12 protein-coding genes are annotated in these 15,055 nt (G+C 73.6%); 3 read left to right on the top strand and 9 right to left on the bottom strand.

Annotated features, from left to right (window positions below; genetic code table 11):
- Positions 1 to 234 precede the first annotated feature (234 nt).
- Positions 235 to 954, top strand: coding sequence for a response regulator (locus ACIRQ7_RS06985; protein WP_404260527.1), 720 nt, complete (start codon positions 235 to 237; stop codon positions 952 to 954).
- Positions 955 to 1,052: 98 nt separating this feature from the next.
- On the opposite strand, the gene ACIRQ7_RS06980 is transcribed toward ACIRQ7_RS06985, so the two are convergent.
- Positions 1,053 to 1,712 (bottom strand): response regulator transcription factor, encoded by a 660-nt coding sequence (locus ACIRQ7_RS06980; RefSeq protein ID WP_404260526.1) that lies wholly within the window; start codon positions 1,710 to 1,712, stop codon positions 1,053 to 1,055.
- A gap of 364 nt (positions 1,713 to 2,076) precedes the next feature.
- Here ACIRQ7_RS06980 and ACIRQ7_RS06975 point away from each other — a divergent pair, with 364 nt between their 5' ends.
- Positions 2,077 to 2,505 carry a response regulator transcription factor gene (locus ACIRQ7_RS06975; RefSeq protein ID WP_404260524.1) on the top strand — a complete coding sequence of 143 codons (429 nt, stop codon included), beginning with the start codon at positions 2,077 to 2,079 and terminating at the stop codon, positions 2,503 to 2,505.
- 1,218 nt (positions 2,506 to 3,723) lie between these two features.
- Here ACIRQ7_RS06975 and ACIRQ7_RS06970 read toward each other — a convergent pair.
- Complete coding sequence (locus ACIRQ7_RS06970) at positions 3,724 to 4,674, bottom strand: ABC transporter ATP-binding protein (protein WP_404260522.1); 951 nt, start codon at positions 4,672 to 4,674, stop codon at positions 3,724 to 3,726.
- A 386-nt stretch (positions 4,675 to 5,060) separates the two neighbouring features.
- Between ACIRQ7_RS06970 and ACIRQ7_RS06965 the strand changes: the two genes are divergently transcribed.
- A complete protein-coding gene (locus ACIRQ7_RS06965; RefSeq protein ID WP_404260520.1) occupies positions 5,061 to 5,870 on the top strand; it encodes a DsbA family protein in 810 nt (269 codons plus the stop codon).
- A gap of 28 nt (positions 5,871 to 5,898) precedes the next feature.
- Here ACIRQ7_RS06965 and sbnA read toward each other — a convergent pair whose 3' ends face one another.
- From sbnA to ACIRQ7_RS06930, 7 genes are read right to left on the bottom strand one after another with little or no spacing between them, the layout of a single operon-like run.
- Positions 5,899 to 6,870, bottom strand: coding sequence for a 2,3-diaminopropionate biosynthesis protein SbnA (gene sbnA / locus ACIRQ7_RS06960; protein WP_404260518.1), 972 nt, complete (start codon positions 6,868 to 6,870; stop codon positions 5,899 to 5,901).
- Between the two features lie 60 nt (positions 6,871 to 6,930).
- Positions 6,931 to 7,953 (bottom strand): 2,3-diaminopropionate biosynthesis protein SbnB, encoded by a 1,023-nt coding sequence (sbnB, locus tag ACIRQ7_RS06955; RefSeq protein WP_404260516.1) that lies wholly within the window; start codon positions 7,951 to 7,953, stop codon positions 6,931 to 6,933.
- Entirely contained in the window at positions 7,950 to 9,686 is a 1,737-nt protein-coding gene (locus ACIRQ7_RS06950) for a phytoene desaturase family protein (protein WP_404260515.1), read from the bottom strand. The genes sbnB and ACIRQ7_RS06950 overlap by 4 nt, the downstream gene beginning before the upstream one ends.
- The gene (locus ACIRQ7_RS06945) at positions 9,683 to 10,402 is read right to left on the bottom strand and encodes a hypothetical protein (protein ID WP_404260514.1); all 720 of its coding nucleotides are present in this window, start codon (positions 10,400 to 10,402) and stop codon (positions 9,683 to 9,685) included. The genes ACIRQ7_RS06950 and ACIRQ7_RS06945 overlap by 4 nt, the downstream gene beginning before the upstream one ends.
- Positions 10,399 to 11,610, bottom strand: coding sequence for an ABC transporter permease (locus tag ACIRQ7_RS06940; RefSeq protein WP_404260512.1), 1,212 nt, complete (start codon positions 11,608 to 11,610; stop codon positions 10,399 to 10,401). The genes ACIRQ7_RS06945 and ACIRQ7_RS06940 overlap by 4 nt, the downstream gene beginning before the upstream one ends.
- Positions 11,610 to 12,608, bottom strand: coding sequence for an ABC transporter ATP-binding protein (locus tag ACIRQ7_RS06935; RefSeq protein WP_404260511.1), 999 nt, complete (start codon positions 12,606 to 12,608; stop codon positions 11,610 to 11,612). Before ACIRQ7_RS06935 ends, ACIRQ7_RS06940 begins: the two co-directional genes overlap by 1 nt.
- Positions 12,605 to 15,055 carry a beta-ketoacyl synthase N-terminal-like domain-containing protein gene (locus tag ACIRQ7_RS06930; protein WP_404260509.1) on the bottom strand — a complete coding sequence of 817 codons (2,451 nt, stop codon included), beginning with the start codon at positions 15,053 to 15,055 and terminating at the stop codon, positions 12,605 to 12,607. The genes ACIRQ7_RS06935 and ACIRQ7_RS06930 overlap by 4 nt, the downstream gene beginning before the upstream one ends.

Raw genomic sequence — 15,055 nt, 5'->3', positions numbered from 1 at the left:
TGTCTGTGCACGTCGCGGCACACGGCCGCCCGCACCGCCGGTGTTCCGGCAACGGCGTCCTGCTGCGGTGCGGACCACCGCCGGACTGCCATGCTCACACGCGGCAATTAAAGGAAGGTAAAACCGGTTCCGTGCCCGCACCGGCGGTATACATGAAGCGCCGGGCGGTCTCCGTAACGGTGGCCGGGCGCCGCGGCGGGAATTGCGGTCGGCTTCGGAGGAACAGCTCCGGGAATGCCCGGCGACGTAATTCCCCCACGAACGGGCAAGGCGCTGCCGCTCGCCGCCGGACAGAAGGAAGGAGTGGGCGTGAAGGAGCCGGAGCGTGTGACGGTCATCGTCGCCGATGACCACCCGGTCTACCGGGAAGGCATCGCCCGCGCGCTGCGCGCGAGTGAGCGGCTGCGGGTCCTGGCCGAGACCGAGGACGGTCCCGCGACGATCGACGCGATCGCCGCGCAGGCCCCCGACGTCGCGGTCGTCGACTACCGGCTGCCCGGCGCCGACGGCATCGCCGTCGTCCGGGCCCTCGCCCGGGACGGGAGCCCGACCCGGATTCTGCTGCTGTCGGCCGTCACGGACAGTGCGGTGGTCTATCGCGCCCTGCAGGAAGGGGCCGCCGGGTATCTGTCGAAGGAGGCCGAGCGGGCCGAGATCGTGGCCGCGGTGCTCGATGTGGCAGGCGGGGGGACGGTGCTGCCGCCGGCCCTGATGGGCGACCTGGCCGGTGAGATCCGGGCGCGAGCGGCGGATGAGCGCACTGTCCTGAGCGAGCGTGAGCGGCAGGTGCTGGTCGCCTTCGCGCGGGGCAGCAGCGTTCCACAGATCGCCGAGGAGCTCTACCTGAGCACCAGCACGGTCAAGAGCCATGTCCAGCGCCTCTACGAGAAGCTGGAGGTCTCCGACCGCGCCGCGGCAGTGGCCGTCGCGATGCGGCGAGGTCTCCTGGAATGAAGCGGAGTGCGTCGGCGCGGCGACCATCACCGCGCGGTGCGTCGCCGGCCTCCGCCGGGTACGCACGCAGCGCACGGCGTCCTCTGTCCTGAGAGTGCTCACGGTGCCCTCAGCCGGACGCCGACGCCGTGCACGCTGTGCACATAACGCGGGCGGGCCGCGCGCTCGCCGAGCTTGCGACGCAGCGCCGAGAGGTGCACGTTGACCGTCCGTTCCGCATGGGGGCGGCGGTCGTCCCACAGCTGCTCGGCCAGCTCGGCGCGGCTCACCACACGACCGTTGCAGCGGGCGAGGTGGAGCAGCAGCCGGAACTCCGTGGGCCGCAGGTCCACCTCCTGCCCGTCCACCGTGACCCGGTGGCAGCGCACGCTGATGCGCAGCCCGCCCACCTCCACGTCCGGTTCGTCGGCATCCCCGAGGTACAGGGTGTGCAGGTGCAGGGCGGCCAGTTCGGCCGAGCACGACGCGGGCATGTAGCCCGCGGCCCCGGCATGCAGCGCCGGAATGATCTGCTGCTCCTCGCCACGCACCACGACGGGCGCCGGGGCGCAGTGCCGCAGGAATCCGTGCAGTTCGACACCCTGGCGCGGTGGGAGGTCCAGGTCGAGCAGGACGGCGTGCGGCCGACGGTGTTCGGACAGCCGGAGCGCCTCGGAGCAGCACCGGGTCACCTGCACCGTGTGCCGTCTCCGTTGCAGGACGTGCAGCAGTTGCTGCCCGCGCAACGGGTTGTCGTCGATGATCAGCAGGCGTGCCACGGCAGGGATCCACCTCACTCTCCGGCTGCCGGGCCGGGATCGGCGCGGCAGCTGCCGGATGTCGGGTACCTCCAGCGTCGCTGCCGTCCGGTCGGGCCGGTATCCGTGGATCGGACGCCGACAGGATGATCCGTCGGCTCCGATCGGGGGAGGCCGATCGGCCCAGTGCCGAGCTGCCCCCGTGCGCGCAGCGGCCCGCCGTCGGCGTGCGCAGAACCCACCGTGCGCACATACAGATTTTGACCTGCGTGAAACCTGACAGGAGAGCATGAGGCCCGGAGCGCGAAGCGGGGCCCGTGCCTGCGTGGCCGTTGCCGCTTTCGTGACGCTCGGCCGGGGCAGAGCGGTGCGAAGGGGAGTGCCTGTGCGGATATTGCTCGTCGAGGATGACACGGGAGTGCGGGAGCTGCCGGCGCAGGGTCTGACGTCGCTGCACCACGAGGTCATCACGGCCGCGAGCGGCTCCACAGGTCTGGACTCGGCCCTGACCCGGGACCCCGACCTGGTCGTGCTCGACCTCGGGCTGCCGGACCTTGACGGCCTGACGGTGTTGAAGATGCTGCGCACGGTCACCTCGGTCCCCATCGTCGCCGCAACCGGCCGGGACACCGAGAGCCAGGTCATCCGAGGCCTGGAGGCAGGAGCCGACGACTACGTCGTCAAGCCCTTCACCGCCGCCTTACTCCACGCCCGGCTGAACGCGGTGATGCGGCAGCGGCGGGGGCGGAGGAGACGAACAACGTGCGGGTGGGAAGGCTGGAGGTGGATTTCCGGGGGCAGGCCGCCGCCTTGAGCGGGCGGCCCCTGGAACTGCGGCCCAAGAGTTCCAGTTGCCGGCCCATCTCGTCACCCATGCGGGCCGGGTGGTCGGCCGGTGCGAACTCCGTGCCGAGATGTGGGGCGACGATGTGTGGGCGGGGGCAAGACGCCGGCCGTTCATCTGTCCGCGCTCCGGCGCCACTTGGGCGAATCGGCGGCGGCCCCGCGGTATCTGCACACGGTGCGGGGCGTGGGGCTGAAGTTGGTGGATCCCGCGGTGTGAAACGGGTGGGAGGCAGCGGCGTGCGGGGCCCGCCGTTGCCGGGGGAGGGCATCGGCGGGGACGTGACGCGGACGGGACGGGTGCGCCTGGCTCATTGGCCCCCCCCCGGCGGGCGCTCCTCCGCGGGCTTGCGGGAGCCTCTGCCCGCGGAGCCAGGGCCCGCCCGGCGTCGGTCACGCCTCGCCGCGGCGGATCCGCCAGATGCACCGTACGACCGGGATCACCGCGAGGAGCAGGCACAGCGCCGTCGCGGAGGCCTGCAACGGCCAGAGGTGCGACGGCGGAGCACGTCCGGTCCAGGTGCCGGACACCCCGAAATGCCGGAGGCAGCCGGCGGTTCGCTCGTCCCCGCAGAGGTGATGCGGGCACCGGCCGCAGCCCCCACCCGGACCGACTGGACGGTGAGCGCCACGGGCAGCGGGCCGATGACGAGGAACGGGACGATGCCGTACCCGGCCGCCGTGCCCGTATGTAGAGGGACACCGGGAGCGACCACCAGGTGACGGCGGCCGCGGCAACTCCCGTGGCCAGGGCGGTCCCGGTGACGGCCGGCGCGCGGGTGATCAGCAGCCGGCGCACCCGTGAGACCGACTGCGACCAGACCAGGCGATAGGTGCCGCTCTCCCGCTCCTGGCTCCTGGCCGATCAGCGGAGCGCCGAGGAAGACGCCGCAGAGCACGGGCAGCGCCGGCAGCGCCAGGCCGGCGTTGCGCAGCGGCCCGGCAGCGGTCTGCCGCAGTGCGGTGAGCTGACCGCAGCGGCCCGGCTGGGGGATTGCGCGGCGGTGCAATCCGTGAGGTGGTGGGCTTCGATGGCGGTGACCACGCTGTGGTGCCGGACGAGGGTGTAGACGGCGAACACCACGGCGGCGGTCAGGCAGATCAGGCAGGCGGTGCGCTGCACGGCGCCAGGCCGGCCGGAGCAGGCACCGGGTCTGGCGACCGGCGATGTCCTTCGGGGACGTGACGGTCATGAGCGCAGGCCCCCGGCCTCGATACGGGCGCCTTCGGTGATCATGGGCGGGGCGGCCGGGGCGCCCAGATAGGCGAGGAGCAACTCCGCCAGGGGCAGCCGGGTGGTCGTCCACCGGCCGGACAGCGGCTCATCCAGCCGGACGATCGCCGAGAGCCTGCCGAGGTGTTCCCGGCCCGCGATGATCGCCGGGTGGGGGAGCAGCGATGCCTGCGACGCGTCGCCGAGGAGGCGGTGGTGCGCGGCGAGGATCCGATCGGTCTCCCCGGCAAGGCGGATGTTGCCGTGGCTGAGCAGCACCAGGTGGTCGCAGGCGCCTTCCAGGTGCGCGATCATGCGGGACGACATCAGGACGGTCATGCCGCGCTCGGCCGCCTGCTGCCGCAGGATCCGGGTCATCTCACGCCGCCCGGAGGGACCCAGGCCGCTCATCGGTTCGTCCAGCAGCAGGAGGTCGGGGCGCCTGCCCAGCGCGAGGGCGAGTGCGATGCGGGTGCGCTGATCGTCCGAGAGCGCACGGATACGGGCGGACAGGGGCACCGCGCCCTCCGCGACGAGGCGTTCGGCCAGGGCCTGGTCCCAGGTGCCGTTCCGTTCGCGTCCGACGCGGAGCGTCTCCTCGACCGTGAACTGCGGGTAGAGCGGCCTGTCCTGCCCCAGGTATCCCACCCGCCGGCGGGCGCCGGAGGCACCGGATGGGTGGCCGAGCACGGTGACGGTGCCCTCGCTCGGCGGCAGCATGCCCGCGGCGAGCGAGAGCAGGGTGGACTTGCCGGCGCCCTTCGGACCGACCAGAGCGCAGATCCGCCCCCGGGGCAGCCGGAAGGAACAGTCGCGAAGCGCCCAGCCCCGTCGGTGCCGGTGACCCAGCCCCGTGGCGACCAGGGCGTCCGGGGTGTCGGTGGTCTGCGCGGATGCTTCCGTGGGGCGGGCTGTTGCTCGGGTCACGGTGTCCTCCTGGCACGGTCGGTGACGGTGAACGGGGTGCCGGTGACCGCTGTGCCTGGCCGGACCGGCGGATCGCGCGGGGCCGCACGGGCCCCTGCTGCCGAGGGTCGTAGCCGTTCCTTAACGGAGTGCTGGAGGAGGGCCATCGGATGGCGAAATGTGCAGGTTTGCCACGAATGGTTATGCGTCCCGAAGGGTTCGTCGTCGGGGAAGGCTGCGAGGGCACGGAGAGGACCGAAAGGCGCGGCGGCGGAGGCAGAGCCGGATGCCGGCCCCCGCGGTGCCTGTGTGCTGCGTTCCGCCGGGCCCGATTTAGCGTTCCGTTGAACCTCCTCCGGCACCCTGGCGCGGTCCCTCGTCATCGTCCAGGAAGAACGCGGTCCCGCATGAGCAACAAGAAGAAGCCCGCCGCCGGTGCGCGGCGCCCCGTGAGCGCCGGTCTCCGCGCGCAGGCCCAGCGCGCCAAGGAGCGGCGGACGCGCCGACGCCGCGCCACCGCGGTCGCCGGCTGCATCGTGCCGCTGGCCGGAATCGGCGTCCTGGGGACACACCTCGCCGACCGCTCGGCCGACGATCCCTCCGTCGCACGCGCCGCGAGCGGCCCGGTCAAGGTCCCCGCGGCCGCGGCGCCGAAGGACCCCACCACCCTCAGCTACGGCCCGGCACACGCCAGGAACACCCTGGACGTGTACGAGGACCCGCGCTGCCCGATGTGCGGCATCCTCGAACGGTCGGTGGGCAAGGAGGTGCGGCGCCTCGCCGATCAGGGCACCGTCAAGGTCAACTACCACTTCGCGGTCTTCATCGACCGGTCGGCGGGCGGCACCGGATCCCGCTTCGCCGTCAGCGCCCTCGGCGCCGCCGCCGACCGGGGCGTGACGTGCTTTCAGCGACTGCACGAGGAACTGTTCGCCGACCAGCCCGACGAGACGGACGACGGCTTCGGGAACACCGGACATCTCCTGGACCTCGCCGCACGGGTCGACGGACTGCGTTCCCCTTCCTTCGACGCGGCCGTCCGCGGCCTCCGGTACCTGCCGTGGGCGGAATCGGTAGGGAAGGAATTCCAGCGATCGGGGCCCGACGGTACACCGCAGATGGAACTCAACGGGCAGCGCCTCGACGTCTTCAGCGACCGTGGTGAACCCCTCACCCCGAGCGGCCTCACGCGTCTGGTGCGGGAGCGAGGCGCCTGACCGCAGCGACCCGGCCCCGGCCCGCTGCTCAGCCGGCGGCCGGGCCGGTGTCCAGCGCCGTCGCTCCGTAGACGGCCCGGACCCAGTCGTCGCGGTACACCGTGTCAAGGTAACGCTCGCCCAGATCAGGGGCGATGGCCACGGCCGTCGTGCCGGACGAGGGCCGCGCGGCCAGCCACTCGGCGGCGCCCGCGGTCACCGTTCCCGAGGAGCCGCCGAGCAGAAAACCGCACGCCGCCAGCTGCCGGCACATCCGCACCGTCCGGGCCTCCGGTACGTGCACCACCTCGTCGACGACCGCGGGATCCAGCAGCGGTGGCCGTACTCCGGCTCCCAGGCCGGGAATGCGGCGCGGCGCGGGCGGCCGGCCGAACGACACCGAGCCGACGCTGTCCACCGCGACGATCCGCACGCCGGGGCGGTGCTGCCGGAACCAGCGGGCGCAGCCCATCAGGGTGCCCGTGGTGCCCGCGCCGACGAACAGCACATCGAGCCGCGGGAACTCCGCGGCCAGCGCCGGCGCCGTCGTTTCGTAGTGGGCCTGCCAGTTCCGCCGGCTGGTGTACTGGTTGAGCCACACGAACTCCGGGTGTGCGGCGAGGAGTTCATGCAGCAGGGCCAGCCGGGCGCCGAGCAGGCCACCGTGCCGGCCGGGCTCGTCCACGACGTGCACCGTCGCGCCGTACGCGGCCATCAGCCGGCGCGCGGTCTCGTTGCAGTGCCGGTCGGTGACACACACGAAGCGGTATCCGCGGCTGGCCGCGATGATCGCGAGTGCGATGCCGAGGTTGCCCGACGAGGACTCCACCAGCACCGAGCCCGGACCGATCATGCCCTCCCGCTCCGCCGCCCGGACCATCGCCCGTGCTGCCTTCAGCTTCACCGAACCGGCGAAGTTGAAGCCTTCACACTTCAGATGGAGGCCCAGACCGAGCGTCCGTCGCAGGTCGATGTAGAGGTGTTCCTCGTTGTAGTCGAGCGGGGTCGAGATGATCGGCACAGTGCGCTCCGATGCGAGGTGGGGGGCGGCGCGAGCGGACCGGCGGGCCGTGCCGGTCGCTCAGGCGGGGTGGGGCAGGAAGCCTTCGATGACCGTGTCGTCGCCCGTGGCCCGTACGCGGGCCAGCACACGGGCCGCCAGCGCGAGATCCAGGACACCGAGCCCGAAGGGCGAGAACACCACCGGGCCGGTATCGGGCACCCGCAGCGCGCCGGTCAGCGCCTCGTGCAGCGTCCCGTCCACCAGGCCGCTCGCGCCGAACTGCTGGGCGGTCAGCTGGAGGGACGTGCCTTCGCGCAGCGCGTGGTCCACGTCGTCCACGACGTTCACCACGCCGCGCAGCACCTCGGGTGCGAAATCGCGCAGGGAGAGATGAAGCACCAGCGGGCCGTGCGCGAGGTCACGAGGATCCATCAGATGCGGGTCCCCGGCAACGGTGGCCACCACCACCAGGTCGCTCTCCCGCAGCACCCCGGCGGCGTCGGACGCGGCCGTGGCCACGCCCGTGGCCGGCACCGCCGACAGCTCCGCCGCCAGCCCCGCGGCCCGCCCCGCCGAGGTGTCGTACACCCGCGTGGCGTCGAAGACCCAGCCGTCCGCCGTGAGGTGCCGGATCGCCTGCCGGGCGATCAGGCCCGCGCCGATCACTCCGAGACGCCGTAGCCGGGGCCGGTGTGCCGACAGCCGGTCGGCGGCCAGGACGGCCGACGCCGCGGTACGTGCCGCGCTGATGAGCGAGCCCTCCACACAGGCCACCGGACGCCCGGTCGCCTGGTCGTTGAGGAGGATGACGGCGGAGGCGCGCGGCAGGCCGGCAGCAGGGTTGGCGGGCACGCTGGAGATCCACTTGATGCCGTCGACACCGGCCGCGCCGCCGAGGGACGCCGGCAGCGCGATGATGCGGGCGTCGGGACGGTCCGCGAAGCGGAGGAAGGCCGACGGCGGGTTGACGGTGGCGCCCTCCCCGTGCAGGCGGTACGCCTCCTCGACGACCCGTGCGGTCTCCCGCTCCCGGCCGCGCAGGACCGCATCGACCTGCGCGGCGGTGACGACGCTGAAGCGGTGGGGGTGGCTCGTGTTCAAGGGGTTTCCTTCCGTTTCTCGGCCGGCGGCCGAGGGCCGACGGCGACAGTGCGGGGCCGGAGCGGACGGCCGATCGGCGCCAGGCCGGGCAGGGCGCTCCGGGCGGCGCCCCGGGACACCCGCAGCGCGTCCCAGCCGGGACCGCGGGCCGGCAACAGGCCGGGGGACAGCAGCACTTCGCCCGCGTGGACCTCGGGCAGCAGGGACCGGTGCAGCAGGTGGGACGCGCACTGGATGCCGCTGATCGCGACGCCCGTGATGCCGCTGCCGTACCGCCCGCTCTGTCCCACGACGAACAGCCCCGGCACCGGTGTGCGATGGTCCGGACGGGCGCCCTGCCGTCCCCACCGGCTCAGGCCGTACGGGGTGCCGCCGGAGGAACCGGTGAAGCGCTGGTGGGTCAGCGCGCCCGCGTACTCGGCGTGCACCAGATGCGCGCGGACCGGCCCCAGCGCCGACTCCGCCGCGTCCAGCAGCAGCTCCCGCATCCGGGCCTTCTCAGCGCGGTAGGCAGGATCCCGGCGGTAGTTGACGGCGTCCCCGGGGAGGAAACCGGGCGCGCAGGGGGACATGATCTGGAGGTTGTGGTAGCCGGGCGGGCCGGTGTGCGGGGCGCCGGGGTCCTTGGCCGAGGCGGTGGAGACGAAGACGAAGGGGAGGCTGCGCGGGCGCCCCGACGACAGCTCCTCGTAGGCCGCGTCGATGTCCCAGCCGCGGTGCCACCACAGGTTCGCCGGCACGGGGCGGGGGAACGAGGGCGCCAGCGCGGCGTAGAGGACGGACACCGGGTACCGCATGTGCGCCGTACGGGCCCGCCGCACGTACTGCGGGGGAAAGTGCTCGGGCCCCGTGAGGTCCAGCACCGTCCGCAGGTAGTCGGCGCCGGAGATCACCAGAGGAGCCTGCACACGGCTCCCGTCGGCCAGCCGCACCCCCGCGGCCCGCCCGTCCTCCACGAGGATGCGCTCCACCCGGGTGCGGGTGCGCAGTTCACCGCCCGCGGCCTCCAGCGCCTCGACGAGCGCGGCGGCCAACTGCTGCCCGCCGCCCTCGGGATAGCTCGCGCCGCGCAGGTAGTGGTCCAGGACCGCGACGTGCCCGGCGACATCCACACCGGACGGCGGGGCCCCGTAGTTGCCGGACTGCGCGGCGAGCGCCGTCCGGGCCCGGACGGACAACGCGCAGTGCGCGAACAGCGCGGCGAGCGGCCTGCGGGCCCAGCGCAGCACCCGTGGCGGAGCGCCCGCCGGCACCTGCGGCCCGTCGCCCGGCCCGGAAGGTGCCAGGAGCGAGTCGCGCTGCACCGCGCCGAGCCGCGCGCAGATGCCGGTGAAGGTGCGGATGCCGTCCGCGTCGCCGGGGAACGCCGCACACATCCGTTCGGTGTACGCCTGCCAGCCGGCCGGGACCCGGACCGTCGTGCCGGGGAAGCGCAGCACGTCGAATCCGTCGGGGTCCAGCTCCCGGAACCGCACCCGGTCCGCCAGCCCCAGCCCGCGCAGCACCGCGGGAAGGATGCCGTCGGGACCGCAGTCGCCCAAGTAGTGCACGCCGACGTCGAATTCGAAGGCGCCGCGGCGCCGGAACACCTGGCTGTTGCCGCCGGCGACATCGTGCTGCTCGAGCACCAGCACCCGCCGCCCCGATGCGGCCAGATACCCGGCGCACACCAGGCCACCGATGCCGCTGCCGACGATGATCGCGTCGTACGACGCCTGCGGTGCGCCGCTCATGCCGGCACATCCGTCTGTCCGGGCGGGCCGCCGGAGGGGAAGGGCTGGGCCGCCACCGGAAGGGGGTGGCGCGCCGCGAGTGCGAGCCGGGTGCCCGAACCGGACAGCGGCACGCTGCAGACCCACCAGCCGGACACGGTGGGCCGCCACCCCGGATGCCAGGACGGCAGCGGCGCCAGGCGCGCCGGTCGCCGGCCGGCGCGCCCCTGCGCCTTCAACAGGGCCTCGGTCTCCGCCCATTCACGTATCGACGCGGGTGTCCCGGCCGGGTGCCCCAGGATGACGCCCAGCCGGTGCAGGGCGTGCGGCCGGGGCACCTCGTCCTGGACGTCGATGCCGACCCAGCCGCCCCGGGTCAGCGCCACGGCGCCCAGCGCGCCGGAGTGCGACACCGACGCGTACCAGCCGGCAGCAGGCCAGTGCCACCGGCCGTCGGGTGTACGGGCGGGGAAGTGCAGCGGCGGCGGGCAGCTCTCCCGCACCTCCCCGGGCAGCGCACCGCCCAGCGGCGCGGGCAGCCGTCGGCCCTGCCCCGCCCCTTCCGTTCCGCCGTCCCGCACCTGCTGCACCGCGCTGCGCATCAGGTACGTCCCGGTCGGGCTGGTGGGCCGCCCGAACGGATCCCTCGGCAACCGGTCCGTCCGGCTGAGCACCATATGGATCACCTGCCGCCCACCGGGCGCGGCGGCTTCCGCCACCGCGGGTGCCCCGCTCACCGCAGGAACCTGAAGCGCGGCAGGGCGACGGCGAACAGCACCGCCGCAAGACCCACCAGCAGCCCCGACGTCAGCAGCACGGACGGCAGATCGGCGCCCCGCACCAGCACATCCTGGAAGGCCTGCAGCGCGCGGCCCTGCGGTGTCCACACGGTGATGTCCTGCATGAAGGACGGCATGAACACGGCCGGCACCATGCAGCCACCCAGGGCGGCCAGGACCAGCACGGCGATGGTGCCGATCGAATTGACCTGGGTCTCGGTGTGGGCGAAGGACGCCAGCAGCAGCCCCATGGCGACCGCACAGCACGCGGTCGCGGCGGCGATCGGCAGCAGAGCCAGCGGATGCTCGCCCAGGTCCATGCCGAACACCCAGTGACCGAAAGCGGTGAGGGTGGCGACCTGCACCAGCGCGACGAGGAAGTAGGGCGTGATCTTGCCCAGCAGCAGCCGCCATCGAGGCACCGGGGAGGACAACAACCGGCGGAAGGTGCCCTCGCGCCGTTCCGTCATCAGCGATCCGGCCATGACGGTCACGATGAAGAACACGTACATCACCGTGTAGGCGGGCACGTTCTGCTGATACACCGTGGGGTAGCGCGGCGGTGTCATGCCCTCGGGGTACGACACCTTCGCCTGCACTTCGGGCATCGTCAGCCGGGACAGCTGGCGGTGCAGCTCGGCCCGCCGCTCCGGGTCGGGGCTCGCGCGGATCTCCCGGGCGAGGACCGACGCCGCCCGCGTGTGCACCGCGACACCGCGCACCGCACCGTCCACCGCGGACTTGAGCGGGTCCACCGCCTGACGTGCGGCGCTCGGGTCGACGACCAAGGAGACCTTCGGCGTGCCGCCGTTCCCGACGCTGTCCCCGAACCCGGCCGGGATGACGACGGCGAGCGACTGATCCCCCTTGCGCACCTGCGCGGACGCCTGCTCCCGGGTGAGGGAGCCGTCGCTTCCGTCGTCCGTCACCACCCGCAGGTCGTCACTGCCGCCCAGCGCCCGGGTCACCGCGCGGGCGGCGACACTGCCGTCCTGGTCGACGACGGCCACCCGCAACTTCGGTGCGTCGGAGCCGAGTTCGCTGAACGATCCGCCCAGGGCGAGACTCATGACGGTGATGAACAGCACCGGGGACAGGAAGAGGGTGACGAGCGCCGCTTTGTCCCGCAGCAGGACCCGCAACTCCTTGCAGATCATCGCGAACATCAGTGTTCCTCCCGTATGTCACGGCCGGTCAGGTCGAGGAAGAGGGATTCCAGCCCCGGCCGCTCCAGCCGCACCCCGGCCAGCGAGATCCCGTGCCGGGAGGCCGTACGGGGCAGCTCCCGCAACAGCGGGCCGGGGTCGCCGGCCCGGACCCGCAGGGCCGGGGTCCCGCCGGGTCCGGTGGTGACCAAGACCTCGCCGGCGCCGCGCAGTGCGTCGGCGAGAGTGCCGATTCCGTCGGCCAGTGCGGCGAGTTCGGACCGCGACGGGCTCCAGTGCAGGACGCTCCCGCCCAGCGGCGCGACCAGGTCCTCCTGGGTGCCCTCGGCCAGTACGCGTCCCTGGTCGACAATGACGACGCGGTCGCACAGCTCCTCGACCTCGGGCATGTAGTGGCTGGTGTAGACGACCGACATCCCGAGTTCGGCCCGCAGGGCCCGCACCGTTTCGAAGATCTGGTTCCGGCTCTGCGCGTCCACCCCCACCGTCGGTTCGTCCAGGAACAGCAGCCGCGGCCGGTGCAGCAGCGCCGCCGCGATGTTCACCCGGCGCTGCATGCCACCGGAGAAACCGGCGACCCGGTCGGCGGCGCGGTCGGCCAGCGCCACCACCTCCAGCGCCCAGGCGATCCGCGACGCCCGTTCCTCGCGCGGCACCCCGTACACCGACGCGAAGAACTCCAGGTTCTGCCGGGCGCTCAGCGTCGGGTACAGCGCGATCTCCTGCGGGACCACGCCGATGAGGGGCTTGGCGCGGGCCGGAGCCGCCCACAGGTCGTGCCCGCACACCGTGACGGTGCCGCGGTCCGGGGGCAGCGCGCCCGTCAGCATGGCGATGGCGGTGGACTTGCCGGCCCCGTTCGGCCCGAGGAAGCCGACGATCTCCCCCTCCCGCACCAACAGGCACAGGGACGCGACGGCCTCCCGGTCACCGAACCGTTTGCCGATGTCCTCCGCTTGCAGGGCGTACGGCGTGGGCGGTGCGGACGTGGTGGTCATCGAACTGCCTCCTTCGAGACGACGAGCGAGACATAGCTCCCGCCGTAGGCGAAGCCGGAGATCAGGGCGTGGCGCACGTCCGAGCGCACCCCGCCCCGCGGCACAAGACCCGGCAGCCCCTCGGGCGCCGGTCCGACGCCGCGGGCGCCGGGGACGCGGCCGTCGCCGAGTGCCGCCACCGCGGCCAGCAGACCCAGCCCCGGAGCGGAGCCGGAGGTCTCGCCGAGCACCGCCTTGGGCGCGACGAGCGGGCGGGAGGCCAGGCCCGCTCCGCGCAGCGCGGCGGCCTCCGTGTCGTCGACGGCCGGGCGGCCCATGGCGGCGCACACCACCATGCCGACGTCGTCCGCCGTGATCCCCGCGGCGTCGACCGCCCCGCGCAGCGAGCGGGACCACGCCTCGCCGTCGGGCCGCAGCCCGGCGATTCCGCTGTCGTCCGAGGCGAGGCCGAAGGCGCCGACCGTGGCCAGGGGCTCGGCTCCCGAATCCTGCGCCGACGCGGAGGACTCCAGGGTGATGGCCACGGCGCCCGCGCCGAGCACCGTGCCGTCACCGCCGAAGGGCCGCACCTCGGTGTCGCTGAGGAAGCCGGGGATCTTGACATGGCCGGCCAGCAGCGCCGCCGGGCACTCGTCGGCCACCACGACCACCACCCGGTCGGCCGCTCCGCGGGCGATCAGGCGGCTGCCGTAGTGCAGCGCGGTGAGTGCGCTGGTGCCGCCGGTCGACACGGTGGCCGTGGGGCCGCGGAAGCGGTGCAGAATCGCCAGATGCCCGGCCGCGGCGTTCACCACCGTGTTGGGGAAGTACCGCGGATTGGCCCCGGCCGCCCCGTCGTTGAGCACTCCGCGGTGGAACTGCTCGACCGGGGTGATCGGCGCGAGGCCGGTGCCGAAAATGAGCCCGGTGGTGTCCGCACGGGCGCGGTCCGGGCGGCCGTGCCGCCGGTGCAGCTCCGCCACCGCGGCGGCCGCCAGCCGGCTGGTGGGGTCCATCCGGCGCAGGACCGACGGGTTGACGCCCGCGGTGGCGGCCGTGAGGTCCACGACCCCCGCCGGGCGCGACCCGTAGCCGGGCACCTCGACCCGCTCCCCGTACACGGACACTCCGTCGTGCAGCGCCGCGAGGAGCGCGTCGTGGCCGGCGGCGGAACCCGCCAGCCCCGCGATGCCGGTGATGTACACCCGGCGGGGGGAGACGGCGGCCACGGCGGCCGGCGGCGGCCCGCCACCGCGCTCCGCATCACGCAGCACCACCGCGGCGTTGTTGCCGCCGAAGGCGAAGGAGTTCGACACCACCACTCCGGCAGGCCGCAGCGCGGCGACCTCCGGGATGATGTCGAGGCCGCTCGGGGAGCGAGTCACCCCCGCCGTGTTGGCCGTCGGTGGCTGGACGCCCTCGCGGACGGCGAGCGCGCAGACCACGGCCTCGATCGCACCCGCGGCGCCCAGGGTGTGGCCGATCATCGACTTGGTGGAGCTCACCGGGGGCGGCGGGTCGAACAGCAGCCGGATCGCCTTCGGTTCGACGCAGTCATTGGTGGGGGTTCCGGTGCCGTGACCGTTGATGTAATCGACATCGCCCAGCTCGTGCCCGGCCGAGGCGACCGCCGCGGCGATCGCCCGCGAGGCACCCTTGCCGCCGGGGTCGGGCGCGGTCTGGTGGTGCGCGTCCGCCGACAGCCCGTACCCGGCGATTTCGCAGACCACCCCCGCACCCCTGGCGAGAGCCGCGTCCCGCCGTTCGAGCACCAGGAAACCGGCGCCCTCCCCCAGACTCAGACCGGCCGAGCGGGTGTACGGGGCGCAGGGCGCCGGATCCAGCGCCCCCAGACTGTTGAACCCGTGGAAGGAGAGGCCGGTCAGCGGATCGACACCGCCGACGAGCACCGCGTCCGCCTCGTCGCTCCACAGCAGTTCCAGGGCGTAGCCGATGGCCACCGCACCGGCCGCGCAGGCGTTGGACATCAGGGCACGGGGCCCGGTGAAGCCGAGCCGCGCGGCCAGCAGGTCGGCGACGCTGTGCAGGGCGTAGCCCTTCAACAGCCGTACGTCGGCGTGCCGGAGCCCCCGGCTGCGCCACTGGGCGTGAAACCTCTCGATGCTGCGGGTGGTGCCCAGGCTGCTGCCGACGACCACCCCGACGCGTTCCGGGGCGTACGCGGAGCAGGGCAGACCACTGTGGTCGGCCGCTTCGAGGGCGGCCGCCCGCGCCAAGGTGAAACACCGGTCCGTGCCCGGCTCGTCCTTCAGGGGTGCCTGTCCGCCGAGGCGGGTGATCAGCCCGGCGGTGTCGACCACATCGACCGGTCTGATGCCGGCCGCGCCGCGTCGCACCGCCCGCCAGCACTCCTCGGTGTCGCGGCCCAGGGCCGAGACCATGCCCAGCCCGGTCACGACGACGCCCTGCGGCTGCCTTCCGGGAAGCTCCTGCTGTCCGTCTGCCAT

Origin of the sequence: Streptomyces sp. NPDC101393 (assembly GCF_044767385.1) — a bacterium.
In the GTDB taxonomy this organism is placed as follows: domain Bacteria; phylum Actinomycetota; class Actinomycetes; order Streptomycetales; family Streptomycetaceae; genus Streptomyces.
This window is presented reverse-complemented; position numbering and strand designations above follow the sequence as displayed.

Bases quoted from the DNA above. Each gene is read 5' to 3' on its own strand.
- ACIRQ7_RS06930 (WP_404260509.1), bottom strand. From the start codon at position 15,055: ATGGCAGACGGACAGCAGGAGCTTCCCGGAAGGCAGCCGCAGGGCGTC.
- ACIRQ7_RS06940 (WP_404260512.1), bottom strand. From the start codon at position 11,610: ATGTTCGCGATGATCTGCAAGGAGTTGCGGGTCCTGCTGCGGGACAAA.
- ACIRQ7_RS06950 (WP_404260515.1), bottom strand. From the start codon at position 9,686: ATGAGCGGCGCACCGCAGGCGTCGTACGACGCGATCATCGTCGGCAGC.
- ACIRQ7_RS06985 (WP_404260527.1), top strand. From the start codon at position 235: ATGCCCGGCGACGTAATTCCCCCACGAACGGGCAAGGCGCTGCCGCTC.
- ACIRQ7_RS06935 (WP_404260511.1), bottom strand. From the start codon at position 12,608: ATGACCACCACGTCCGCACCGCCCACGCCGTACGCCCTGCAAGCGGAG.
- ACIRQ7_RS06965 (WP_404260520.1), top strand. From the start codon at position 5,061: ATGAGCAACAAGAAGAAGCCCGCCGCCGGTGCGCGGCGCCCCGTGAGC.